This is a genomic window from Desulfurispirillum alkaliphilum, assembly GCF_055378285.1.
Genome location: NZ_AP042405.1, coordinates 1,206,560 through 1,231,007, shown reverse-complemented (window position 1 = coordinate 1,231,007; position 24,448 = coordinate 1,206,560). Strand labels below are relative to the sequence as shown.

Genomic DNA, 24,448 nt, shown 5'->3' with positions numbered 1-24,448 from the left:
AATCATTTTTCTTACAAAACCGATAAAGCATATACACCCCCCGACCCCAAGTCAAGGAAAAATACTGCTTCAGCGGCGTTTACTGTGCATCGGACGGCGACGCTCAGCGCCATCGCCATCGGAATCATCATCGGGCATACCGGCAGGGCGAACCAGCAGTGCCTTGCGGGACAGCTTGTACTTACCGGTCTTGGAGTCAACTTCAATCAGCTGTACTTCCAGTTCGTCGCCTTCCTGCAGAACATCGCTGACCCGCTCAACGCGTTTGTGGTCAATCTGCGAAATATGCAGCAGGCCGTCCTGATTGGGCAGGAATTCCACGAAAGCGCCAAACTCGGCAACTTTCTTCACTTTCCCTTTATAGGTCTTGCCGATCTCCGGCTCCTCAAGGATTCCCTGGATGATGGCAACCGCCATGTCAAGGCTCTCTTTGTTGGCGGAAGCCACAAGACAGCGACCATCGTCGTCAATATCGATCTTGGCGCCGGTCTGCTCCACAATACCGCGGATAACCTTGCCGCCGGTTCCGATGATATCGCGTATCTTGTCAGGCTTGACATAGATGGTCACGATACGGGGCGCGTGGGGATTCAGCTCAGGGCGGTGGGTATCCAGGGCCTCATTCATGCGGTCAAGGATGTGCATGCGCCCACCATTGGCCTGCTCGATGGCCGCCTTCATGATCTCCAGCGTGATGCCTTCAACCTTGATGTCCATCTGCAGCGAGGTAATGCCCCGGGACGTTCCCGCCACCTTGAAGTCCATATCCCCCAGGTGATCTTCGATTCCAAGGATATCGGTGAGCACCGCAAAGCGGTCGCCTTCAAGGATCAGGCCCATGGCGATACCGGAAACGGCTCCCTTGATGGGCACACCGGCATCCATAAGCGCCAGCGACGCACCGCAGACACTGGCCATACTGGAACTGCCATTGGACTCGGTGATCTCCGAAACGATGCGAATCGTATAGGGGAAATCCTCGCCCTGGGGCAGAACCGCCTCAATGGCCCGCTTCGCCAGAGCGCCGTGACCGATTTCCCGGCGTCCGGGCGAGCGCAGAAAACCAGCCTCGCCAACACAGTAGGGCGGGAAGTTGTAGTGGAACATGTAGTTTGAGCGACGCTCACCCTCAAGGTTCTCCACAAACTGCTCATCGGAAACGGTACCCAGCGTTGTCACCACAATGGCCTGGGTCTCGCCGCGAGTGAAGAGCACGCTGCCATGGGTGCGAGGCAGGAAGGAAGGGACTATGCTGATGGGGCGCACTTCATTGAGGCTTCTGCCGTCAACGCGCTTGCCTTCATCGAGAATACGTCCGCGCATGATGTCCCGCTCAAGGTCGCCAAAGGCCCGCATATACTCTTTTTTCTGCGCCGCAAATTCCTCTTCACCCAGAACCGCAGCAAAGTGTTCCTGCAGATCTTTTTTCGTCTGGTCGATGGCGCTGTACACTTCCATCTTGCCGCCAGCAGCCAGGGCGTCGCGCAGACGTCCGGCAAACTGCTCCCGCACCGCACCGCGAACCTCATCGCGCACCAGCTGGGGAGTAAACGCGCGCTTGGGGGTTCCTGCCTGAGTACGCAGTTGCTCCTGCGCGTCCAGCAGTCGACCCATTTCACGCTGGCCGAAAGCCACGGCGTCAAGGATATCCTGATCGGAAACCTCTTTGGCGCCGGCTTCGATCATGAGGATCGCGTCCCGCGTGGCCGCCAGGGAGATGTCCATGTCGCTCTGCTCAATCTGCGCATAGGTCGGATTCAGCACAAACTGACCGTCGATGCGGCCAATGCGGCACGCTCCGAGGGGCCCATTAAAAGGAACATCGGAGATATGCAGCGCTGTAGCCGCGCCATACATGGCCAGCACATCAGCAGGCGTCTCTCCGTCAGATGACATGACCGTGGCAATAACCTGAGTTTCATTGAAGTATCCATCGGGAAACAGTGGGCGCAGCGGGCGATCGATCAGACGCGAAATCAGTGTTTCGTCATCCGACGGCATGCCTTCACGCTTCTTGAAACCACCGGGAATCCGGCCCGAGCTGTAACGCTTTTCAATATAATTGACCGTCAGAGGGAAAAAGTCGATTCCCTCTTTGGGCTCGTTATTGCTCACGGCCGTGACCAGAATGACATTATCGCCCTGCCTCACCACTACAGCCGCCGAAGCCTGGCGTGCCACCTGGCCGGTTTGCATTTCAATAATTTTTCCACCGAACTCTACTGATACCGATTCCATTACTACTCCTTACAGGTTCGAGGAAAACTTACTTACGGATATTCAGGCGTTCAATAATCTTACGGTAACGGTCGATTTCCTTCTTCTTCAGGTAGTCCAGCAGGCGACGTCGCTTGCCGACCAGCATCAGCAATCCACGGCGGGAGTGGAAGTCGTGCTTGTGATCCTTGAAGTGTTCGGTCAGGTAATTGATGCGCTCAGTCAGCAGGGCGATCTGTACCTCAGGAGAACCAGTATCCCCTTCGGACATCCCGAATTCCCTCATAATCTCAGTTTTTCTCTCTTTCGTCAGAGCCATTTCGTCTTTCTCCTTGCATTGTATGTGAGATTGTTAGTCGGTTGTTTTCCGCCTGCCGGGCCCTTGAACCCGGCGGCCAGTTAAGCCCAGGGTAGTTAACACCTTAAGCTTCATTAGTAAAGTCTTTTCTCGCGAACAGGCCGTTGAAAAGCCGCCAGGTGCGTCAGGATACGTCAAACCCTTTGAGGCGGCGGCACTCTTCCACCGCGTGGACATACTCACCGACAGCCGCTTTCATGTCTTCGCGCCGGAAGCCACTTATACTGGCCACGAACACATTGGGCGCAACAATCAGCTGCGCCACGGACGCGACGCTGATGCCTCCAATGGCGCACACCGGCACTTCGACACCCTGGGCCACCTTGAGCAGATCTCCCACTTCACGGGGTTCATACTCCGATGACTTGGTCATCGTGGCAAACATCGGGCCAAAGCCAATATAATCCGCGCCGGCAGCCACAGCGGATTTTGCCTGCTGCAGGGTATGGGTGGAAATACCCACGATGGCATCGGGGCCGAGAATATCGCGGGCAAATTCCAGACCGTCGTCATCCTGCCCCAGATGGACTCCGTCAGCATTGGATTTCAGCGCTGCCTCGATGGAATCATTCACGATAAAGGTGAAACGGAAGCGGGACTTGAGTTCCATGATCTTCTTGGCGCAGACGAGCAGGTCATCGCCAGACAATTCCTTGGCCCGAAGCTGAATCATATCCGCTCCACCCTCGAGGGCTGAAGCAGCCGTCTGGCAGTGGTCGCCCAAGGCGTCAGCAGCGGTAATCGCACAAAACGTAAACATAAGCCCTTTTCTCTCCATAACATCCACTCCATAAACGATCCCCGCGCGCCCGAAACCACAGACAGCTTGCAAAAAGACCGTCGGCAGCTGAAAGCACCCAGTGCGCAAGGCATTGCAGCCACAGACGACTACAGGCTTGCGCCCCAGAGAGTTTTCCTCAGCAGCCAGCTGAACAAAACAGTAATTCTGGCAAAGATATTCATCCGAGGCAAGCAAAAAACACTCACCCCGCCAGCCCTCTGTACAGGCCATTACCCGCCGTCAACCAGAAACATCCTTGACGCCCGGCACACCAATAGAGTAAAAGTATTTTCTTATTTTTCAAGGAGGTGCCGGATTGGTCCACGCGCTGGCAAAACACATTATTGTCGAATTTTATAATTGTAACCCGCAGATTATCGGCGATGTGGTTCTGATTCAGCAACACGTGGAAGGCGCCATCACCTTCAGCACTTCCTCCATCGAAGAGAGTTTTTTTCAGCCTACACCAGAAAACGGCGCCAACGGCACCGTCATCACGGCAGATATTCGGGTGTCCATTCATACCTGGCCATCCCACAGCTACGCCGCCGTGGATATCTTCACACCCTCAAACACCATTGACCCCTGGCTCGCCTACGACTACCTCAAGGAGCGCCTGGAGGCCCAGTACGATTCGGCAACCGAGCTGCGTCGCGGGCAGATCAAGGTGGGACAGGGCAGCCCCTTTCAGCGTTCCTTCCTGTAACCAGCCCGTATTTCAGGCGCCTGCCAGGACATCGCTCAGGCTCTTGACCCGGTTGATATTCACGCCATCACCAAGACCCACAACCGCCCGGGATACCGGCTGTCCATACAGGCTGTACGCGTCCCCCAGGCCGATGACGCCCGCGCCCCCACTGGTCGCGGCGCGGAAGGCACTCTCATATCCCACCACTCCCGCAACAGCGTGATAATCCTCCAGAAAATCCAGAGCGTGGCGTGAGCATTTACCATCGGTGCCTATACCATAGGGGATACCACGCTCCTCAAGGCCGCGCAGGTCGGCGACCGCATTGCCAAGGAACCGGTTGCTTTCCGGGCAGGCAATAACACTGGCCCCAGCGCGCTGCACCAGGTCAAGATCTTCTCCGGTGGCCTCGCCCATATGCACGAGAATCGAGAGAGGCCCCAGCAGCCCCAGGTCATCCAGCACCTGCACTGGCGAGCGATACGGCTGCCCAAAGCGCTCCCGGGAGAATTTCTGCAGGTATTCGCGGTAAAAGGTCTCGTTACCGCGGATGAAGTACTCGTACTCGTCTCTGGACTCTGCCAGATGGATCTGAAAGCGCTGCCGATTCTCCCGGCCAAAACGCTGCAGGAAATCGTGGGGAACCGTGTACAGCGAGTGGGGCGAGTAGAAACCCTCCTCACTGATGTCCGGATAACGCACGATAAACTCGTAGAAACTGCGGACGAAAATCTCTTCCTGAAGGCGATCTGCCTGGGGCCTGCGGGCAATATCACCCACATAACGCACGCCAGAGTCACGAAGGAGCTTCAGGGAAAGGGGAATGGAGAAGTCGGCATCATATTCGTGAAATATTTTGTCGATCAGCCGCTGCACCCATTGATAGAAGGGGCCGGGCTCCAGGGTAAAGTAGAGGTCCAGGTGCGCATGGGCGTTGACAAAGCCGGGGAAAAGCACTCCTTCGATGGCGTGATCCGCAGGGCAGCCCCCGGCGGGCTGCAGAACCCCGTCGCGGACGGCGACAGTCTGTACCCACTGCCTGCCATCGAATATGCCCGTCGCCCCGATAGTCTGTGTTGCCATCAGCTTGCGCGCACACCTTGCAGCAGAATTTCCATGGCAATCTCATCGCACTCCGGGAACTTCGCGCACTTGACACAGTCAGCCCATATCTTGTGGGGCAGTTCACTCTTTTCCACTTCGTGAAAACCCATCTTCTCAAAGAAAGGCTTCTGATAGGTGAGAGCAAAGATACGCCTCACCCCCAGGAAATTTGCCTCCTGCAGGCAGGCGCTCACGATACAGCTGCCAAGGCCCTGACCCTGAAAGCCATGGGCTACGGCCAGGCTGCGAATTTCGGCCAGATCCTCCCAGATAACGTGCAGGGCTCCGCAGGCCGTAACCTGCCCCTGCTCGTCACGCAGAACAAAAAAATCGCGGATGGTCTCATAGATATCGCTCAGCGCCTTGGGCAGCATCAGCTGCTCCTGAGCAAAGCGGTTGATGATGGTGTGAATCTGCTTCACATCGGCTATGGTGGCTTTGGTTGCTTCCACGCTCTCACCGTATCAGGCGGCCGATGCGATTAAAACGCACAGCGCTGTTTTCGGAATCCCAGGAAAAATAGAGAATGAATGCTTTCCCAACGATGTTTTCTTCGGGAACAAATCCCCAGAAGCGACTGTCGAAAGAGTTATCCCGGTTGTCACCCAGCATGAAGTAACTGCCCTGGGGAACCTGGAATTCCTTCATATTGTCGCGGGGCGAACCCGTTTGCAGCTGGGAGTCCTTAAACTGTTCAAAACCGGTCACAAAGGGCTCGTCATTCACATAGACCCGCTTGGCCTCGATGCGAATCCGGTCGCCTGGCAGGCCAACGACACGCTTGATATAGTCGATGTGGGGCTCAGGGGGAAACTTGAACACCACCACGTCACCGCGCTCAACTTCTACAAAAGTGTATATAAACTTGTTCACCAGCAGGTGGTCACCGATCTGCAGCGTCTCCAGCATGGATCCGGAAGGGATCTTGAAGGCCTGCACGATGAAGATGATAATCACCAGGGCCATGGCAAGCACCTGGGATATTTCGTCCACAAAACGCTGGAATCTTCCCTTTTCAATGGTGGTCTTCAGCAGGCTGACCACGTAATAGAAGGCGTGGTGGGCAATCAATGCGGTCAGTATCACCACCATGGGCAGAGATACCGTGGCCGTCCCCATCTTCAGGGGCAGCTGATCGGCCCAGAAGATCAGGCACAGCGTATAGAAAACCGCGATAATCAGATCAAGGTGCCTCTCCAGCAAGTGGCGCATCCCCCTGGGATTTCCCTCCCGGGATACCGGCGTCCCTTCCTTGTCGGTATGGGTCTCGTTCACCACTTACCTTCCCTCCGTGCCGACACGCAGAACGGCCATAAATGCTTCCTGAGGAACTTCCACTGCTCCCACCTGTTTCATGCGTTTCTTTCCTTCCTTCTGTTTCTCCAGAAGCTTCTTTTTTCGGGTGATATCGCCACCATAACACTTGGCAAGAACGTTTTTCCGCATGGCCTTGACGGTCTCGCGAGCGATGATCTTATTACCGATAGCGGCCTGAATCGCCACTTCGAACATCTGGCGCGGAATGATTTCGCGCATCTTGGCTGCCAGGTCGCGGCCACGGGCATAGGCGCTGTCAGCGTGTACGATCAGACTCAAGGCGTCCACCGTGTCGCCGTTGAGCAGTATATCGAGCTTGACCAGCTTGCCGGGGCGATACTCCAGGAAGTCATAATCCAAAGAGGCATAGCCGCGTGTCGCGCTCTTCAGGGCATCATAAAAATCCATGACCACTTCGTTGAGCGGCAGCTCATAGGTCACCATGACCCGGTCAGATCCAATATACTGAATGGCCTTCTGAATCCCGCGCTTCATCTGGCACAGGGTGATCACCTGCCCCACGTAGTCGTTGGGACACATGATGTTGGCAACAATATACGGCTCTTCGATATGGTCGATCAACTGCGGATCCGGCAGCTGCGTGGGGTTGTCCACCATGGTGCACCCACCGTTGATATCGTGCACCGCGTAGGTCACCGTAGGCGCCGTGGTAATGAGATTCAGGTTGTACTCGCGCTCCAGACGCTCCTGAATGATCTCCATGTGCAGAAGTCCCAGGAAGCCACAGCGAAAACCAAAACCAAGGGCCGCCGAGCTCTCCAGCTCAAAACTCAGGGAAGCGTCGTTGAGCACCAGCTTTTCCAGAGCGTCCCGCAGGTCATCGTACTCTGCACTGTCCACAGGGTAAAGCCCGCTGAATACCATGGGCTTCACTTCCTTGTAACCGTCCAGCGGCTGCTTGGCCGGGTGGTCACAGCGCGTGATGGTGTCACCGACCTTGACCTCCTGAATATCCTTGATACCGGCGATCACAAAGCCGACACTGCCGGCGCTGAGACAGTCCACATCCTGCTGAAAGGGGTCAAAGTACCCCACATGGGTGACCTCGTGTTCCTTCCTTCCCTTGAAGGAGCGGATACGCATCCCCTTGCGCAAAGAGCCATTCACAATCCGCACCATGATGATCACGCCCTGGTAGGGGTCAAACCAGGAGTCGAAAATAAGCGCCTGCAGCGGCGCTTCCTCTGAGCCCTCCGGTGAGGGAATGCGCTGCACCACCGCCTCGAGAATATCGCCGATACCGATCCCCTCCTTGGCAGAGGCCATAACGGCATCGGAAGTATCCAGTCCGATAATATCTTCAATCTGCTGCTTGATACGCTCCGGCTCCGCCGACGGCAGATCAATTTTATTGAGCACCGGAATCAGCTCAAGGTCGTTGTCCAGGGCCAGGTACACGTTCGCCAGAGTCTGGGCCTCGACACCCTGGGAAGCGTCAACCACCAGCAGTGCCCCTTCACAGGCGGCAAGGCTGCGGGATACCTCATAGGAAAAGTCCACGTGCCCCGGAGTATCAATCAGGTTCAGCTCGTAGGTGTTCCCATCCTGCGCCAGGTAGTTCAGGGTAATGGCCTGGGCCTTGATGGTGATGCCACGCTCGCGCTCCAGATCCATGCGATCCAGCAGCTGGTCCTTTTTTTCGCGATCCTGTATGGCACCCGTAAACTCTATGATGCGGTCAGCCAGGGTCGACTTCCCGTGATCAATATGGGCAATAATGGAAAAGTTGCGCTTGAACTCCCGTTGCATGAAACCTCTTGTACTCAAGTGATAGTGTCACCGTTTGCAGAAAACACATCCAAAGCAGCCTTCTGGAAACAAAAGCAAATTATATACACCATTGCGCAGGCTACCGCAAGTAAAGGTACCACAGGCAACCAACGCTACTTTAGTCGTCCCTTGCTCTTGCCATGGCAGGCAAGAATCACTATGATGCTGTGGCTTAACACTTCATTTTTCCAGAAACAAGGAATCGTCACCTATGCGACAGCTCATTGCGGAATGCGTGCGAAACGCCATTGAACAGGCAATACAGAGGGGCACCCTGTCCCTGCCCGAAGGCCAGGGTCTCCCCGAGATCATCATCGAAAACCCTAAGGAAAAATCCTTTGGCGATTTCGCCTGCACCATAGCCATGCCACTGGCCAAGATCATGGGGCAGCCACCACGAGCCATAGCCCAGGCCATCATGGCACACCTTTCCCACAGCGCCATTGAGAAAGTGGAAATTGCCGGCCCCGGCTTCATGAATTTCTTTGTACGCCCGGCCGCCTCCCTGGAAGTCCTCAGAACCATTCTGCGGGAAGGTGAGCAGTATGGACGCAGCGCCGTGGGCCAGAACCGCCGCGTCATGGTGGAATTTGTCAGCGCCAATCCCACCGGCCCTCTACATATCGGCCATGGCAGGGGAGCTGCCGTGGGAGACGCCATTGCCCGCATTCTCGAGTACGCCGGCTACAATGTGCACCGCGAATACTATATCAACGATGCCGGCAACCAGATGAACAACCTGGGCCTCTCCACCTATATCCGCTACATGCAGCTGCTGGGACACGAGGAAATGGCCCTGGAAGAGAGCTGCTACCAGGGCGACTATATTACTGATATCGCCCGGGATGTCCTCACCAAGTACGGCCGCAAGTTTGAAGGCGACCGCTCCAGCATACCCTTTTTCACCACCCTGACCGGTGATGTGATCCTGCAGGGCATCAAAGACGACCTGCAGCGCTTCCGGGTCAGCTTCGACCATTATTTCTCGGAAAAGGATCTCCACGAACAGGGCCACGTCAGCCGGGAACTGGATCAGCTGCAGACTGCCGGCAAGGCCTATGAAGAGGGCGACGCCCTGTGGGTCCGCACCACCGCCTTCGGCGATGACAAAGATCGCGTCGTGCGCCGTGGCAATGGCGAAACCACCTACTTTGCCGCCGATATCGCCTATCACCGCAATAAATTCCAGCGTGGCTTCGACACCCTGATCGATATCTGGGGAGCCGACCACCACGGCTATGTGAACCGACTCAAGGCCGCCGTCAACCTGCTGGATCGCAACCCCGACGATCTGGAAGTCATCCTCATCCAGCTGGTCAGCCTGCAGCGCGCGGGTGTGCCCGTCGCCATGAGCACCCGCTCCGGCGAGTTCGATGCCCTGCACGACGTGCTGGACGAGGTGGGCACCGATGCCGCCCGGTACTTCTTCCTCATGCGCCGCTGCGACTCCCACCTGGATTTCGACCTGGAGCTGGCCAAACAGCAGACCAACGATAACCCGGTCTTCTATGTCCAGTACTGTCATGCCCGCTGCTGCAGCATCATCGAACAGCTCAAAGCCAACGACAAGTACCCGCAGCAAAACCTGGACGCCATCGATTTCAGCGTGATGGACACGGAACAGGAGAAAGACCTCGCCAAGGTGCTGGGACGCTTCACCGAAGTGGTAGAAGGCGCGGCTCTGGCGCGCGAACCCCACCGCATCCCCCACTATCTCAACGAAGTTGCATCGGCATTCCACAGCTTTTATAATGTATGCCGCGTCATGAATGCCCCCACGCAGGAACTGCTGGCCGCCCGCACCATCATGGTGGAGGCAACCCGTCAGGTCGTCTGCAACGGACTCCATGTCATCGGCATAGACGCACCCCAGCGCATGTAACAACCCCCCGAAACCGCCAAGGAGGCCACAGGTGGATCAATTTGGAACCGCGTCCCGCGCAGGACGCAGCAAGCAGGAACAGCCAAACCGCAAAAGCGGCAATCAGACATTTGCAACCCTTATCGTCTTTATAGTCGGGCTCACCCTGGTCTTTGCCCTGGGAGTCTTTGCCGGTCGCATGCTCCTGGGCTCCAAAGAGATGGATCAGCGCATTTCCGTCCTGCAGCCAGATACGGAAACCACCACCGTCCTGCCGCCAAACTCCCAGCCCCTGAGCGCGCCAACCGCACCCGGAGCACCCACAGCCCCTGAGCTCAAGTTCGCGGAAGTTCCACCCGCCCAGGAAGCGCAGCGCGCTGCCGAGCAGGCCCAGGCAACCCGCCAGGAAAAGGACAACCTGCTGGCCAGGGCAAAACAGGAGATAGCCGCCCCAACAACCCCCAGCGGCCCCCAGACACCCAGTGCACCACAGGTAAGCTCCCCCGCTGAGCCTACGGCAGCCAAGACAGCTCCCCCGGCCGCTCCGGCCACAGCCACCGGCGAAGGATCCCTCAAACGCACGGTACCCGCCGGAAAATTCACCATACAGATAGCCGCTTTCCGGGACGAGCAGTCCGCGCAGAGCCAGGCGAAAGCCCTCAAGGAAAAAGGCTATGACGCCTACTATATGGTTTCCGACCAGGGAGACCGAGGTATCTGGTACCGTGTCAGGGTCGGTGAATTCGGCCAGCTGGACGCCGCCCGCACCAAAGCCGAACAGATCAAAGAGAAGGAAAAACTCTTCCCCTTCCCCATTGAGGTGAACTGACACGAGCCCTCTGAGCACGCCCCTTTGAGCGCAGCCACAGAGAAACTGCGGGAAATTGCAAGCTCTTGTCTTGACAAAAATTGCCACGTTCTCTAAAAGAAAAAAATCTGAAAACACTGTTTGGCTGACACCCGCATGGGGTCAGACCAGAAAGGTTCTTTACATGAGCAAAGTCCTTGAGGTGGGCAAGATCACCACTACCGCTGTCATGTCCATGAAAGCGGAGGGGGAAAAGATCGCCATGCTGACCGCCTACGACTCGTCTTTTGCCCGCATTGCCGACAGTGCGGGTATCGAAATTCTCCTGGTGGGGGACAGTGTTGGCATGGTTTTTTCCGGCCAGCCCAACACCCTGAGCGTCACCCTGGAACAGATGATCTACCACACCAGCGCCGTCAGCCGTGGGGCCAAGCATGCCCTGGTCGTCGCTGACATGCCTTTCATGACCTACCAGATCAACCCCGAAGAAGCCCTGCGCAATGCCGGCCGCCTCGTACAGGAGGCGGGTGCCGAAGCCGTCAAAATTGAAGGCGGGCGCGCCATGGCAGACACCGTACGCAAAATCGTCGGTGCCGGCATCCCCGTCATGGGCCATATCGGCCTGACACCGCAATCCATTCACACACTGGGCGGCTTCCGCGTCCAGGGGAGAGGGGCTGAAGCTGCCGACACCCTGACAGCCGACGCCCTGGCCCTTCAGGAAGCCGGAGCTTTCGCCCTAGTCCTGGAAGGCATCCCCGCATCCCTCGGGCAGCGCATCAGCCGAGAGCTGCGTATTCCCACCATCGGCATTGGGGCCGGCCCCGACTGTGATGGCCAGGTTCTGGTCATGCACGATCTGCTGGGGCTTTTCGATGACTTCACGCCCAAGTTCGTCAAACAGTACGCCCTGCTGGGTGAGCAGGTGGCCGAGGCTTTCCGCCAGTACCGCACCGAAGTAAAACAAGCAGTGTTCCCACAGCCGGAACACTGCTTCAAAGGGTAGCACCTTGCAGGTCATACAAACACGCAAGGAACTGTGCAACGTGCTTGGGGCTTTCTGGCAGAAGACGTCCCATACCATTGGCCTGGTCCCCACCATGGGATACCTCCACGCCGGCCACATGAGCCTGGTGGAGCGCAGCAAAAGCGAGAACGCCTGCACGGTCATGAGCATCTTTGTCAACCCCACCCAGTTTGGCCCTTCAGAAGACCTGGACAGTTATCCCCGCGACCTGCAAAGGGATCTGGATATGGCCCGTGACGCTGGCGTTGACTACGTCTTTGCCCCGCAAGCCCAGGACATCTACCCTCCTGGACACTGCACCTGGGTTGAGGTTCAGTCGCCCATGGCCGCCGTCCTCTGTGGCGCCAGCCGCCCCAGCCACTTTCGCGGAGTCACCACCGTTGTCACCAAGCTGTTTCACCTGATTCAGCCCCAACGGGCCTATTTCGGCGAGAAGGATTACCAGCAGCTGGCCCTGATCCGCCAGATGACCCGGGACCTCAACCTGCCCGTCGAGATTGTTGCCTGCCCCACGCTGCGCGAAGAAGATGGCCTGGCCATGAGCTCCCGCAACACCTACCTCTCGCCGGAGGAACGCTCAGCGGCCACCATGCTCTTTCAGGCCCTGACGCTGGCCCAGGAGATACTCAACCAGGGACAGCGGGATGCTTCCAGAATCCGGCAGGCTCTCCGGGAGCACTTCGCCGCCTCGCCACTGTGCACCATCGACTATGTGGAAATCGTCGATCCGGTCACCCTGGCTCACCTGGAAACCATTACCGAAGAAGCCAGAGTTATCCTGGCCGTCCATATCGGCAGAACCCGCCTGATCGATAACGCCTCCATTACCCTCAAAGCCAAGGAGTAACCCCTATGCTGCGTACCATGTGCAAATCCAAGATACATCGAGCCACCGTCACCGAAGCTAATCTGCATTATGTCGGCAGTATCACCATCGATCGAGAACTCATGGAAGCTGCCGACCTGCTGGAATATGAACAGGTCGCCATCGTCGACATCAACAATGGCGCCCGCTTTGAAACCTATATCATCGAGGGCGAACCCGGCAGTGGCGTCATCTGCCTCAATGGTGCCGCGGCACGGCTGGTACAGCCGGGTGATCTGATCATCATCATCTCCTACGCCCAGATGGAGGATGCCGTCGCCCGCACTCTCAAGCCACGCATCATCCATGTGGACGAGCACAACCGCATCGACTGGAGCATTACCCAGGGTGTCGAGGAGCTGGAGAGCGCCTGCTGCTAGACAAAGCAGCGGGCTTTACACCCACGGCAAAAGAAATTATAGTGAGCTCATTTCATTCCGAAGGAGTTCCCATGAAAAGAGTGATCGTCAGCACGCTCGCTGCCCTCGTTTTTCTGCTGCCCGCAACCGCCAGTGCCAATAACGCCATCGGAACCGATGTCGTGCGCATCTTTGATCGAAACCAGGATGATGGCATGATGAACATCATCTTTCAGCATGCCCTGACGCGCACCTCGGCCATCAAGGCCAGCTTCGCCAGCGGCGAGGATCTCACCGTACTGGAACTCACCTACAAGGCGTACAACCAGCGCTACCAGAACGGCACCTACTACGAGCTGGGCGGCATGTATGTGGACGGAGATGACGACACCGAAATCGGCTTTACCGCAGCCGTGGGCTATGAAACAGCCATCGCCCGCAATATCATTCTGGGTGGAGCCGTGCAGATGGCCATGATTGAGGAGGAGATATTCGGTTACGCCGAGAGCCCGATCTTCTTTCCCCGCCTCTATGTGATGTTCGCGTTCTGATATCTCTTTGCAGAAAACAAAACCCCCGCGGTCCTCTGACCGCGGGGGTTTTGTATTTGGCATGAGGGCAATACTACTTCTTTTTCGCAGCTGGTTTTTTTGCGGGTGCCTTTTTGGCAGCCGCCTTTGCCTTGGGTGCTGCCGCCTTTTCGCCAGGTTCCTTGGCGGTGGCTTTTTTCTCCTTGATCACCGCCTTACCCTGCTCATCGCGCTCCATATTCTTGGTGTTGCGGCACTTGGGAAACGCTGAGCAGGCCAGGAACTCGCCACGGCGGGAGGCGCGGATCACCATGGGGGCGCCGCACTTCTCACAGGCGATATCGGTGGGCTCAGCCGGCTTCTTCTCTACCACCACAATGGTGCCATCCTCTTCACGGCGGAAGCTTTTAGGGTTTTTGCATTCCGGATAACCGCTGCACGCCAGGAAGGGGCCACGTCGTGACATCTTGATGGCCATGGGCTTCCCACACTTGTCGCAGGCGATGCTGGTCATCTCTTCGGCCGGACGCTGCACAATGGTGATGGAGCCATCCTCTTCCTTGGTGAAGTTGGAGGTGAACTCGCACTCCGGATAGCGGATACACGCCAGGAATTCACCGTTGCGACCGCTCTTGATCACCAGCTCCGCTTCACATTTCGGGCAGGCTACCCCCGACTTGATATTGATCTTGTCAACGTGTTTCAGCGACTCCTTGGCCTTCTCCAGCTCCCGCTGAAACCCTTCGTAGAAGTTCCCCAGGGTATCTTTCCAGTTCTCCTCGCCTTCCTCGATGCGGTCGAGCTTGGCTTCGAGATTGGCGGTAAAGCTGTACTCAAAGAGTTCGGGGAAGTGATTGACCAGAAGCTCGTTGACGATTTTTCCACGCTCGGTGGGGGTAAACTTCCGGTCCTCCTTTTCCACATACTTGCGATCTTCGATGGTGGAGAGAATGGATGCATAGGTACTGGGACGGCCGATACCTTTTTCCTCAAGGGTCTTCACCAGTGTCGCCTCCGTATAGCGGGGCGGTGGCTGCGTGAAGTGCTGCAGGGCCTGGATATCTTCACTGGTGAGCTTGTCGCCCTGATGCAGGGGCGGCAGAATATCCTCTTCTTTTTTGGCGCTCTCCTCCACCGCCTGATAGAGGGCCAGGTGACCGGCAAAGGCCACCACGCTTCCGGTGGCGCGCAGGGTATAGTCGCCATTGATGATATCCGCCGCCGTGGCGTCAATCAGGGCATCGGCCATCTGCGACGCCAGGAACTTGTCAAAAACAAGCTTGTAGAGGCGGTACTGATCCCCCGTCAGGTGTGCTTTGATGCTTTCGGGGTTCAGGGAGGTGGTGGGGCGAATCGCCTCGTGGGCATCCTGGGTCTTGCCGCCCGTGGCGTAGACCCGTGGTTTTTCCGGCAGGTAATCGGGGCCGAAGGTCTTGCCGATATATTCGCGGGCCATGTCAATGGCATCCTGGGAGAGCCTGGTGGAATCGGTACGCATATAGGTGATCAGACCCGTCTGGCCGTACTCACCAAGGTTGACCCCTTCATAGAGTGACTGGGCCACCATCATGGTCTTCTTGGCGGAAAAACGCAGCTTGCGTGAGGCATCCTGCTGCAGCTTGCTGGTGGTAAAAGGCGGCATGGGGCGCTTGCGCTTTTGCTTCTTTTCCACCGTGCCAACCGTGAACGAACCTTTTTTCAGGGCGTCAACGACAGCATGAGCTGTATCGCCGTCTTTGATCTGGGCCTTTTTCTCCTTGATGCGGAAGAGCTTGGCCTGAAAGGGCACCTCGTCCTTGATGAACTGGGTGACAACACTCCAGTACTCCTCGGTGACAAAGGCGTCGATCTCCTTCTCCCGTTCACACACCAGGCGCAGGGCCACGCTCTGCACTCTGCCGGCGGAGAGGTTGCGCGAGATCTTCTCCCACAGGAAGGGGCTGATCTTGTAGCCCACGATACGGTCGATAATCCGCCGGGCCTGCTGGGCATCCACTTTGGGCTGGACGATTTCGCCGGGATGTTCCAGCGCCTGCACAATGGCCTTCTTGGTTATTTCGTTGAAGAGCACCCGCTTGATGGCAAGTCCCTTGTTTTCCTTCTGCAGAATCTCGCTGATATGCCAGGCGATGGCCTCTCCCTCGCGATCGGGATCGCTTGCCAGAAAGACTTCATCAACCCTGCTGGCAGCGCTTTTCAACTCATCGATTACCTTCTTCTTATCGCGCAGGGTCACATACTTGGGCTCAAAGTTATTTTCCAGATCAACGCCAAAAGTCGACTTGGGAAGGTCGCGGACATGCCCCACACTGGCTTTGACGGTGAAATTATTCCCCAGGTAGCGGTTAATGGTTTTCGCTTTGGCAGGTGATTCCACAATGACGAGTTTCTTTTTTCCCATACCATCCTCAGTAAAAGGTATAACATCGGGCCCCCGCAACGGTACGGGAGCTCTGCCTGCGCAAACCGGCGCAAACGTCTGCACACATTTGCCGGCACTTACATCAAAACTAAAAGGGTGTAACACATATAATGAGCGAATTGCCAGACAGACCCGTCAAAAATGCAAAAAAACTCACCGTCCGCACGACAGGCGCGCGGACGGATCCAGGAAAGAGGAGACCAGGTCGCTCCCGCAACCCTTCACATGGTAGTCATGGTCACCAGGAAATTTCTAACTCCCTGTCCCCAGAACACGCATCAGCTCTTCGGGGTTGTTGCTGAACTGAAACGCCGTGGTACGCTCCACCACACCATCCTGCACCAGCTGCGCCATCATCCGCACCTGGGTCTGCATCCCCAGGTTGCGGCCGAGATCCATCTGGGAGTAAATCTGATGCACCTTGCTCTCGCGGATCAGGTTGCCCACGGCACTGGTGTTCAGGAGAATCTCCGGCACAGCCACCCGCCCGCCACCGATCCGGGGCACCAGCACCTGGGCGATGACTGCCACCAGGCTGACGGAAAGCTGAGCCCGTATCTGCGACTGCTCGTCACCGGGGAAGACGTCAATGATGCGGTTGATGGTCTGGGAGGCCGAATTGGTGTGCAGGGTGCCAAATACCAGGTGTCCGGTCTCCGCGGCGGTCAACGCCGCTTCAATGGTGGCGCGATCACGCATTTCGCCGATCAGGATCACATCGGGATCTTCCCGCAGGGCGTACTTGAGGGCCTGGGGGAAGCTCTGGGTATCCCGGCCGATATTGCGGTGAGAGAAGAGTGACTTGTCGTGCCGGTGAATAAACTCCACCGGATCTTCAATGGTAATAATGTGTTTATGCTCTGTCAGATTGATCTCATTGAGCATGGACGCCAGGGTGGTCGACTTGCCGCTGCCCGTCGGCCCCGTCACCAGGATAAGCCCCTTCTCGCGTTTGACCAGCTGCTTATACATGGGGGGGCAACCGATCTCGTCCAGGGCGGGAATCTTCTCGGGAATAATGCGGAATGCCGCCGCCGTCTCCCCCAGCGCCTTATACAGATTCAGGCGAAAACGAGCGATACCCGGCAGAAAAAGCGCCTTGTCCAGCTCTCCACTCTCCTGGAAGCGGGCAATTTCTTTGCCCTCAACGGTACTGCGGCACATCAGATCAATGTCTTCACCACTGAGCACGGTCTGGTTAACCGGCCGCAAACGACCGTCAACGCGAATCTGCGCCGGACTGCCGGCAACCAGGTGCAAATCCGACGCACCTTGGTCAGCCATGATCTGCAAAAGGCCCTTCAGGGTATCATTCATCTCACACCTCCGGTGTCATGGGTTATGGGGTTATCATGGCCATCAGGCCCCTGCCACTCTGGGAGAAACCCGCTCAATCAGCTGCTCCACAAAGCACTGATAGCGCTCAAGCTCAGCTGGCGTAGCAGCTTCAACCCGCATCACCAGCGCTGGCTGAGTGTTACTTGCCCTCAGCAGCGCCCAGGCTCCGGCGCCAAAACAGATACGCAGACCATCCACATCAATGATATCCTGGATACCACTGGCTGATCGCACCGCCGGATCCCGCAGGTATGTCGCAACCGCGTCCACGATCTGCACTTTCCGCTGGTCATCACTTTCCAGACGCAGTTCGGCCGTGGAACAGACCTGCTCAAACTCCCGCAGTTCGTCCCAGATATCAACACCCTGCTTCAGCAGGCAGGCAAATCGACAGGAAGCGTACAGGGCATCGTCAAAGCCCAGGTACTCATCGGCAAAGAAGATATGGCCACTCATCTCGCCACCCAGCAGGGCCCCGGTATCAAGCATCCTGCTCTTGATAAAGCTGTGGCCGGCTTTGCCCATAATGGCCCGGAACCCCGGCAGCCGGTTGATACCATCATACATCAGCTGGGAGCATTTCACCTCGCTGACCACGGTAACCGGCCGGCCGGGATAACGGCGCGCCATATCCCGGGCGAAGAGCAGCAGCAGCTGATCGCTCCAGAGAATCCGTACGCCATCATCGGGGTGAGGCAGCACCACCCCCACGCGGTCTCCATCGCCATCATAGGCAAAGCCGACATCCAGCCGCTGCTGGCGCACCAGATCCATCAGGTCGGTAAGATTTTCCGCAATGGTGGGGTCGGGATGATGGTTGGGAAAGGTGCCGTCAATCTCGGTAAAGAGGGCGTGAACCTCGGCCCCCAGGCAGCCCAGTACTTCAGGTGCCACCAGTGCCATGGTCGTATTGGCGCAGTCAATGCCGATACGCATTCCCTGCAGCGTGGGGAAGAGGCTGCACAGATACTCCCGGTACCGCACCAGAACCGCAGTGTCAACCCTGGGAACCATTGGTGTCCCTGTCACGGCGCTCCCGCAGCCAAGGCGCAGGGTGGTAATCTGATCGGGACTGAGGCTGCGACCACCCAGGGTCATCTTGAGTCCATTATACTCCGGAGGATTGTGGCTGCCGGTAACCATAACCGTGGCGTCAAAACCACCCCCGGCAGGGGATGCGGCGAAGTAGGAGATGGGCGACGTACAATCGCCACCATAGACTACTTCACAGGGAACCGAGGCAAGGCCTGCCAGAAAGCTGTGGGCCAGGGTCTCAGAGTGCGTACGGGCATCCTTGCCCACGAAAACCCGTGGGTGTTTTTTCGCGGGAAGCATACGCGCGAACGCGGCACCGATTGCTGACACCAGCTGCGGCGTCAGCTCGCTGTGGGCCAGCCCGCGGATATCATTGGCCCGGAAGATATGAGCATTCACGGAGCACCCATCAGAAGAGCTTCAGGATCTTCTTGCCCTGGCTGTCGCGACCAGGTTCTGCTGCTGCCTCACGGGGAGACTCACCCAGCACAATATCGTCAAGTTCCGGAGGGAAAACCGCCTGGGCCTGAACCTTCCCTTCGTAAACACTGTAGGTTGCCGCCACCGACCGCTCGGATATGGCGACTTCACAACGATCCCCGTCAAAGGAGAGGGTGCACAGCAGCACATCATCCTCATAGCTCCACAGGGGCTGCGTCAGAGGGTTGAAGATCAGCACCACCTGGTCATCCTTGAAGAAGTGCTCTTTTATGCCCCGGCACAACCCACGGGTGCGGTTGACCACGAGATAGGCCGAACCGTAATAGCGAACAAAGGATTCGAATACGTCAAATTTCTCCAAAGAACTGGCTCCTAGTGATTTTCGGCATAACGGATTATGCCCTTGGCAATATTTTCCGCCAGCGCCTGGCGATAGGATTCCTGGGCCAGCAAAGTGCCTTCACGGGGGTTGGTGATAAAACCCGTTTCGATAAGAATCGACGGCATCTGGGCGCCAATCAGAACATAGAAGGGAGCTTTCTTTATCCCCGCGTTGCGCGCCTGGGGGTGGTGACGACGTATTCCGTGGAACATGTCGTTGTGGACCACCTGGGCCAGGATGGCAGATTCGTTGATCTTGGTATTCAGCATCAGGTCATTGAGAATATTCTGCAGGTCACTGACACTCTTCTGGGATATGGCATTCTCCCGCGCCGCCACTTCCATGGCGCGCGGATCAGATGTGATATTCAGATAGTAGGTCTCCAGCCCATGCACATTGGGATCACGAAAGGCGTTGGTATGGATGGACACAAAGAGATCCGCCCGCTTGGTATTGGCAATGGCCGTGCGCGCCTCCAATGGTAAAAACTTGTCGGTCTCCCGCGTCAGGTGCACGGTCAGGTCGGAGTTGCGACGCAGATACGCCGCCGTTTTCAAGGCAATATCCAGCACCACGTCCTTTTCCAGCAGGCCGTTAAAGCCCACGGCCCCCGGATCTCTGCCGCCATGGCCAGGATCTATGACCACCGTATTGACCCCCAGGCCAAGCTGCTTGGCCAGGCTTATGGCACGGGGTTCCAGGGAAGCCAGCTGCAGTGGTTCAGGCTCATCGGAAGCCGGCAGTTTGGAGCGCTCCGCCAGAAGCACTTCCCCACCCCGACTGCCCGCAGCGGGTGGCGCGGCAGGAGCCTGGATGGACTGCGCGACGGGGGGCGGCGTCTTGGCTGCCACCAGCAGGTTGCGGGTTACCGCCATGGGATCAGGCTCCGGTTCGGAAATCAGGTCAACGACAACCCGCACTGGATTCTGCAGCACAAAAACCTTGAAGTCGCTGACACTGTTGATGTCAAAGACGACCCGTACCGTTTCCCGGTCGTACTGCGCCATGCGAATACCCTGCAGCTGAGTATTGTCCAGCTCAAGATTTTCCAGCTTTTCCGACTTGCGCACATTGAACAGATCCACAAAGAGGCGGGGAGGCATCCCAAGATTGCGGTCTTCACGCAGCCAGTGTTTTTTCAGCGAGATATCACCATCAAAGCCATTGAATCGCAGCACCGCACGGGTGTACTCCGCATTGGAGAAGGTGTCGACCTTGATCAGCTCAACCTCCTCAGACGCTGCCGGGGAGGGGGCTGGAGTCGTCGCCGCCACCTGGGTGGGTTTCACCACCGCCGGATCTTCCAGCGTCGGCACAGTGGAGCGGGTGGCGGAAGGGCGTCGCGTACTGACATTGGCCGGAGAGCGAACGATGTCGCCCATGGCATCGAGCCGCTGCAAAGCATCCACAGCCGCCTGGCTGCGGGGGTAGCGTTCAATAAGCTGCTCATAGAGCCTTGCCGCCAGGAGGATGTCATTCTTTTCCTCCTCATAGATGCGGCCCGCCTGGAAGGCGGCGTCAGGAGCTTTTTCGCTGTCGGCGTACCGGCGGGGAAGGGTGCGGAAGGTGCTCAGGGACTGTTCAAGGTCGTAGTCCTTGGAGGAGAGGCGATAGAGGCGAAAATAGGCATCGCCGGCATTATACATGGCCTCTGGGGCAAGGGGGGAGTCGGGACGGTTCAGGTAGAAGAGCTCAAAGCCTTCAATCACCTTGAGCCACGCCGAGCGGAATTGAGTGCTCTCATTGCGCAACAGGCGCTCATAATCACTTTTGACGCCAAAAAAGTAGTCTTCGTTGTATTCATTGCCCAGCAGCGGCGCAGACAGGAGCATGCAGAGCAGCAAAGGTACAAGCAAGAAACCCATTCGACGAAACACAGCTCCCCCTCTGGCAACAGTTGAAAATTGTCAGCAGAATACGGGAATTTTTCCTCTAACTCAAGTATTCTCAGGAAACTATCGCGCTTTTGCTGGTGAACCAATCAGAATCTGTTGACGACGCAAAAAAAAAGGCTAAACTTGCCATTTAGTTTAACCGCAAAAAGTTCAGTAAAACATCAGACCGGGTTTATCGCAGCGTTTTGTCACAGCCCTTGCGATGAGCCAGCAACACTCTTCCGAGGAAAATCATGCGAAAGCCTATTCGTGCCCGAAGCGCAGAAACCATGTCGAAAATCCTGGAAACCTCATCGGATATTTTTTCCCGTGATGGCTATGATGGCACCCGCGTTGACGAGATCGCCAAGGTCTCCGGCGTCAATAAGGCAAGCATCTACTATCACTTTCAGGACAAGCAAAAACTCTATGAACATGTTCTCATAGAAATGCTCAATCGACACGCCACCGCCCTGGAAGAGCAGGTGGCCGCCGCCAAAGGCGCCGAGGGAAAGTTACGCGCGTTCATTGACGCCTATGTGGGCAACATGGTCAACGACCGCCGGATCTCCGTGCTGATGATGTGGGAGGTTGCCAGCGGTGGCAAGAACATGCCCCCGTCGGTTCTCGAGCAGGTCATCCGTCTGATCAACCTGCTCTCTGATATCCTGGGCCTGGGCGAGAAAGAAGGGGTATTTCACACCAGCAACCCCTTTATGACCTACCTGATGATTGTGGGCAGCATCAGTTATTACATCGTAGGCGAGCCACTGCGTCACCTGGCAGCCAGCCAGAAACTCATCGAAGACAGCAAGGTCATGCTGCAGTCGCCCCCCGAGGAAGCCGCCTCCATCATGACCGAAATGCTGCTGCGCTCCCTGCGCCGCGAAAATGCCCATGCATAGGGCATAAGAAAATCCAGATTCAGAACTGCTGCTGCAGCTCTTCAAATCCCTGAACCGTCTTGAGTTCATGGCTGATACGGGCCGCATGGGCAGGATTCAGGCGGCCCAGGGCCTGGAGAATACCCCCGGCAGTACGAGGGGGCATCGCGGCAAAGATGTCAGCCGCCTCGCGGGCCGGCAGCTCCGAAACAACGGCCGCCGCCTCGCGAGGCTTCATGGTCTCGTAGATACTGGCAACGTTCTGCAGCCTCTGCTGGCGTTCGTTGTCGATCATGCCAATGAGTTCTTCAATGTTTCCACGCAGGGCTTCAAGACGGTTTATCTGACCGTTTACCTCGCGCTGAAGCTGCTGAAGCTGCTGCTCGCGGGCCTGCAGATTGTTTTCCCTTCGGTTGAGCTCCTCTTCGCGCTGCCGCAGATTCTGGATAACCTTATCCACATTGATTTCGCTCTCATACCCTCCCGAGAAAGAGCGCTCCTCGGCGCGAACAGATGATGCCGCCGAGAGAAAAAGCCCGAGGATAATCAGCATGTATACCGCTACAAAGAGGCGGGGCAGGGTTTTCATGGAGTCACTCCTTCGCGTTGGTTGGTCGCATATTTTATGGTGTTGATTTCAGCCAGCATTTTCTCCTCTTCGCGGCGCTCATGCTCCTGATGGCGCAGCAGATCACGATCCCGTAGAAATTCGAGGCTGCGCTTCTGCTTGAAAAGGTCTTTGAGTTTTTCGGTGGCGCGCCGTATTTCATTCTCCAGGCTGGCAATTTCGATTTCACAGTTCCTGATGGCCTTGGTGTGGGCCGGCAGGTAATCATAAAAGAGCTGGGCGGTGGCCATATCTCCCTTGAGGCGACACTGGCGCACATGCTCGGTATCCTGCAGCAGAAGAGCTTCGTGGGAGCGCTTGCGCTCACCGGCAGCCAGCTTCTTGCGGCGAAACTCCGCGATAACCTTCTGCTGCATGTCCAGCTGCCGCTGGCGATGCTCCAGTACCTTTTGGAAGCGAAAGCGGAATGCCATGTCTATTCACCCACAGTCTGTTTCATCAGGACACAGATATTGCCGAAATCCTCTGACTCGTTGACCGCCTGACGCAGGAAGCTGTTGATGGCTCCCATGCGGCTGACCGCGCGGTCGATCTCCTTGTTGGTGCCCTTGCTGTAGGCTCCGATGTTGATCAGGTCTTCAGCGTCTCCGTAGACCGCCATCAGGTTGCGCAACTTGGCCGCCAGCTCCTGATGCTCCCCTGAGGTGATTTCGCCAAAGACGCGGGAGGCGCTGCCCAGCACATCGATGGCCGGAAAGTGGTTTCGGGAAGCCAGCTTACGCGAAAGCATGATATGACCATCCAGGATAGATCGCGATGCGTCGGCCACCGGCTCGGTAATATCGTCGCCATCCACCAGCACCGTGTAGAGAGCGGAGATGCTGCCTTCACCAGTTCCGGTTCCAGTACGCTCCATCAGCTTTGGCAGCAGGGCAAAAACCGAGGGGGTATACCCCTTGGTCGTCGGTGGCTCACCCACCGCCAGCCCGATTTCGCGCTGGGCCATGCAGAAGCGCGTGATGGAGTCCATCATGAACATGACGTTCTTTCCCTGATCGCGAAAGTATTCGGCAATCGCTGTGGCCACATAGGCTCCCTGCCGCCGGACCAGCGCCGGCTGATCACTGGTGGCGACCACAATCACACTGCGGGCCAGGCCGTCGGGGCCAAGATCGCGTTCGATGAACTCCCGCACCTCGCGACCACGCTCGCCTATCAGGGCAATGACGTTGATGTCAGCCTGACTGTTCTTGGCAATCATCCCCAGCAGTGTGGACTTGCCCACGCCCGAGCCGGCAAAGATTCCCACCCGCTGACCCTTGCCCCAGGTCAGCAGGCCGTCAATGGCGCGCACTCCAGTGCCGATGGGGGTGTCAATGCGCTTGCGGGTGAAGGGATTCGGCGGCGCCGCCTGAACGGGATAGAGGCGTTTGCACTCCGGCTCAGGCTGCTCGTCAATGGGCATGCCCAAGCCGTTGAGCACACGGCCAACCAAAGCGTCACCCACGGGCACCATGAAGACCTCCTTCATGGCTTCGACGCGGCTGCCTGGCCCGATTCCCGCCAGATCCCCCAGGGGCATCAACAGGATAACATCATCGCGAAACCCGACAACTTCCGCCGTCACCAGGGGTTCGCGGGGGTTAATGGGATGGATGAGGCACAGGTCTCCGATGGAGGAGGCGGGCCCCCGGGATTCGATGAGCAGGCCGATGATCTTGGTGACCTTGCCGATGAGTTTCACAGTGCGGGTATGGTCAATGCGGTGCTTGAGCTTTTCCACATCAAGGGGCATGGA

23 protein-coding genes are annotated in these 24,448 nt (G+C 57.2%); 8 read left to right on the top strand and 15 right to left on the bottom strand.

The genetic code is table 11. From position 1 onward, the window contains the following. Nucleotides 1-69: 69 nt before the first annotated feature. The 3 genes from pnp to thiE form a co-directional block, all read right to left on the bottom strand. A complete protein-coding gene (pnp, locus tag ACZ46I_RS05645) occupies nucleotides 70-2,238 on the bottom strand; it encodes a polyribonucleotide nucleotidyltransferase (protein WP_226508047.1) in 2,169 nt (722 codons plus the stop codon). A gap of 28 nt (nucleotides 2,239-2,266) precedes the next feature. Beyond that, on the bottom strand, nucleotides 2,267-2,536 hold the full coding sequence (gene rpsO / locus ACZ46I_RS05640; protein WP_013506827.1) for a 30S ribosomal protein S15: 270 nt from the start codon (nucleotides 2,534-2,536) through the stop codon (nucleotides 2,267-2,269). A 163-nt stretch (nucleotides 2,537-2,699) separates the two neighbouring features. Beyond that, nucleotides 2,700-3,335 carry a thiamine phosphate synthase gene (gene thiE / locus ACZ46I_RS05635; RefSeq protein WP_198007095.1) on the bottom strand — a complete coding sequence of 212 codons (636 nt, stop codon included), beginning with the start codon at nucleotides 3,333-3,335 and terminating at the stop codon, nucleotides 2,700-2,702. A 337-nt stretch (nucleotides 3,336-3,672) separates the two neighbouring features. Between thiE and speD the strand changes: the two genes are divergently transcribed. Beyond that, a complete protein-coding gene (gene speD, locus ACZ46I_RS05630; protein ID WP_013506825.1) occupies nucleotides 3,673-4,062 on the top strand; it encodes an adenosylmethionine decarboxylase in 390 nt (129 codons plus the stop codon). Nucleotides 4,063-4,074: 12 nt separating this feature from the next. On the opposite strand, the gene ACZ46I_RS05625 is transcribed toward speD, so the two are convergent. From ACZ46I_RS05625 to lepA, 4 genes are read right to left on the bottom strand one after another with little or no spacing between them, the layout of a single operon-like run. Further along, nucleotides 4,075-5,127 carry an amidohydrolase family protein gene (locus tag ACZ46I_RS05625; RefSeq protein WP_464281723.1) on the bottom strand — a complete coding sequence of 351 codons (1,053 nt, stop codon included), beginning with the start codon at nucleotides 5,125-5,127 and terminating at the stop codon, nucleotides 4,075-4,077. After that, nucleotides 5,127-5,600 (bottom strand): N-acetyltransferase, encoded by a 474-nt coding sequence (locus ACZ46I_RS05620; RefSeq protein ID WP_013506823.1) that lies wholly within the window; start codon nucleotides 5,598-5,600, stop codon nucleotides 5,127-5,129. The genes ACZ46I_RS05625 and ACZ46I_RS05620 overlap by 1 nt, the downstream gene beginning before the upstream one ends. Nucleotides 5,601-5,604: 4 nt before the next feature. Then, entirely contained in the window at nucleotides 5,605-6,423 is an 819-nt protein-coding gene (lepB, locus tag ACZ46I_RS05615) for a signal peptidase I (protein ID WP_464281722.1), read from the bottom strand. Between the two features lie 3 nt (nucleotides 6,424-6,426). Next, nucleotides 6,427-8,235, bottom strand: coding sequence for a translation elongation factor 4 (gene lepA, locus ACZ46I_RS05610; RefSeq protein ID WP_226508050.1), 1,809 nt, complete (start codon nucleotides 8,233-8,235; stop codon nucleotides 6,427-6,429). Nucleotides 8,236-8,467: 232 nt separating this feature from the next. On the opposite strand from lepA, the gene argS reads away from it, so the two are divergent. The 6 genes from argS to ACZ46I_RS05580 all read left to right on the top strand — a co-directional run bounded on the left by argS (nucleotide 8,468) and on the right by ACZ46I_RS05580 (nucleotide 13,727). Next, nucleotides 8,468-10,138 (top strand): arginine--tRNA ligase, encoded by a 1,671-nt coding sequence (gene argS / locus ACZ46I_RS05605; RefSeq protein WP_464281721.1) that lies wholly within the window; start codon nucleotides 8,468-8,470, stop codon nucleotides 10,136-10,138. 31 nt (nucleotides 10,139-10,169) lie between these two features. Continuing rightward, entirely contained in the window at nucleotides 10,170-10,946 is a 777-nt protein-coding gene (locus ACZ46I_RS05600; protein ID WP_464281720.1) for an SPOR domain-containing protein, read from the top strand. A 163-nt stretch (nucleotides 10,947-11,109) separates the two neighbouring features. Next, nucleotides 11,110-11,931, top strand: a complete 822-nt coding sequence (gene panB, locus ACZ46I_RS05595; protein ID WP_464281719.1) for a 3-methyl-2-oxobutanoate hydroxymethyltransferase — start codon at nucleotides 11,110-11,112, stop codon at nucleotides 11,929-11,931. Nucleotides 11,932-11,935: 4 nt separating this feature from the next. Beyond that, nucleotides 11,936-12,799, top strand: coding sequence for a pantoate--beta-alanine ligase (panC, locus tag ACZ46I_RS05590; protein WP_464281718.1), 864 nt, complete (start codon nucleotides 11,936-11,938; stop codon nucleotides 12,797-12,799). A 5-nt stretch (nucleotides 12,800-12,804) separates the two neighbouring features. Next, nucleotides 12,805-13,197 (top strand): aspartate 1-decarboxylase, encoded by a 393-nt coding sequence (panD, locus tag ACZ46I_RS05585; protein WP_013506816.1) that lies wholly within the window; start codon nucleotides 12,805-12,807, stop codon nucleotides 13,195-13,197. Between the two features lie 71 nt (nucleotides 13,198-13,268). Next, the gene (locus ACZ46I_RS05580; protein ID WP_464281717.1) at nucleotides 13,269-13,727 is read left to right on the top strand and encodes a hypothetical protein; all 459 of its coding nucleotides are present in this window, start codon (nucleotides 13,269-13,271) and stop codon (nucleotides 13,725-13,727) included. Between the two features lie 73 nt (nucleotides 13,728-13,800). On the opposite strand, the gene topA is transcribed toward ACZ46I_RS05580, so the two are convergent. From topA to ACZ46I_RS05555, 5 genes are all read right to left on the bottom strand, one after another. Continuing rightward, nucleotides 13,801-16,107, bottom strand: a complete 2,307-nt coding sequence (gene topA, locus ACZ46I_RS05575; RefSeq protein ID WP_464281716.1) for a type I DNA topoisomerase — start codon at nucleotides 16,105-16,107, stop codon at nucleotides 13,801-13,803. 273 nt (nucleotides 16,108-16,380) lie between these two features. Continuing rightward, nucleotides 16,381-17,445 (bottom strand): type IV pilus twitching motility protein PilT, encoded by a 1,065-nt coding sequence (locus ACZ46I_RS05570; protein ID WP_464281715.1) that lies wholly within the window; start codon nucleotides 17,443-17,445, stop codon nucleotides 16,381-16,383. A 42-nt stretch (nucleotides 17,446-17,487) separates the two neighbouring features. Continuing rightward, nucleotides 17,488-18,900: a phosphomannomutase/phosphoglucomutase gene (locus ACZ46I_RS05565; RefSeq protein ID WP_464281714.1), complete on the bottom strand. Its 1,413-nt coding sequence runs from the start codon at nucleotides 18,898-18,900 to the stop codon at nucleotides 17,488-17,490. Nucleotides 18,901-18,910: 10 nt separating this feature from the next. Beyond that, nucleotides 18,911-19,303 (bottom strand): hypothetical protein, encoded by a 393-nt coding sequence (locus ACZ46I_RS05560; protein WP_013506811.1) that lies wholly within the window; start codon nucleotides 19,301-19,303, stop codon nucleotides 18,911-18,913. Nucleotides 19,304-19,314: 11 nt separating this feature from the next. Continuing rightward, the gene (locus ACZ46I_RS05555; protein WP_464281713.1) at nucleotides 19,315-21,156 is read right to left on the bottom strand and encodes an N-acetylmuramoyl-L-alanine amidase; all 1,842 of its coding nucleotides are present in this window, start codon (nucleotides 21,154-21,156) and stop codon (nucleotides 19,315-19,317) included. A gap of 296 nt (nucleotides 21,157-21,452) precedes the next feature. Between ACZ46I_RS05555 and ACZ46I_RS05550 the strand changes: the two genes are divergently transcribed. Beyond that, nucleotides 21,453-22,103, top strand: a complete 651-nt coding sequence (locus ACZ46I_RS05550) for a TetR/AcrR family transcriptional regulator (RefSeq protein WP_464281712.1) — start codon at nucleotides 21,453-21,455, stop codon at nucleotides 22,101-22,103. A gap of 19 nt (nucleotides 22,104-22,122) precedes the next feature. Here ACZ46I_RS05550 and ACZ46I_RS05545 read toward each other — a convergent pair whose 3' ends face one another. The 3 genes from ACZ46I_RS05545 to fliI are packed head-to-tail and all read right to left on the bottom strand — an operon-like array spanning nucleotide 22,123 to nucleotide 24,445. Then, a complete protein-coding gene (locus ACZ46I_RS05545; RefSeq protein ID WP_226508058.1) occupies nucleotides 22,123-22,671 on the bottom strand; it encodes a MotE family protein in 549 nt (182 codons plus the stop codon). Further along, nucleotides 22,668-23,123 carry a flagellar FliJ family protein gene (locus ACZ46I_RS05540; RefSeq protein WP_013506807.1) on the bottom strand — a complete coding sequence of 152 codons (456 nt, stop codon included), beginning with the start codon at nucleotides 23,121-23,123 and terminating at the stop codon, nucleotides 22,668-22,670. The genes ACZ46I_RS05545 and ACZ46I_RS05540 overlap by 4 nt, the downstream gene beginning before the upstream one ends. A gap of 2 nt (nucleotides 23,124-23,125) precedes the next feature. Continuing rightward, the gene (gene fliI / locus ACZ46I_RS05535) at nucleotides 23,126-24,445 is read right to left on the bottom strand and encodes a flagellar protein export ATPase FliI (protein WP_013506806.1); all 1,320 of its coding nucleotides are present in this window, start codon (nucleotides 24,443-24,445) and stop codon (nucleotides 23,126-23,128) included. Nucleotides 24,446-24,448 lie beyond the last annotated feature (3 nt).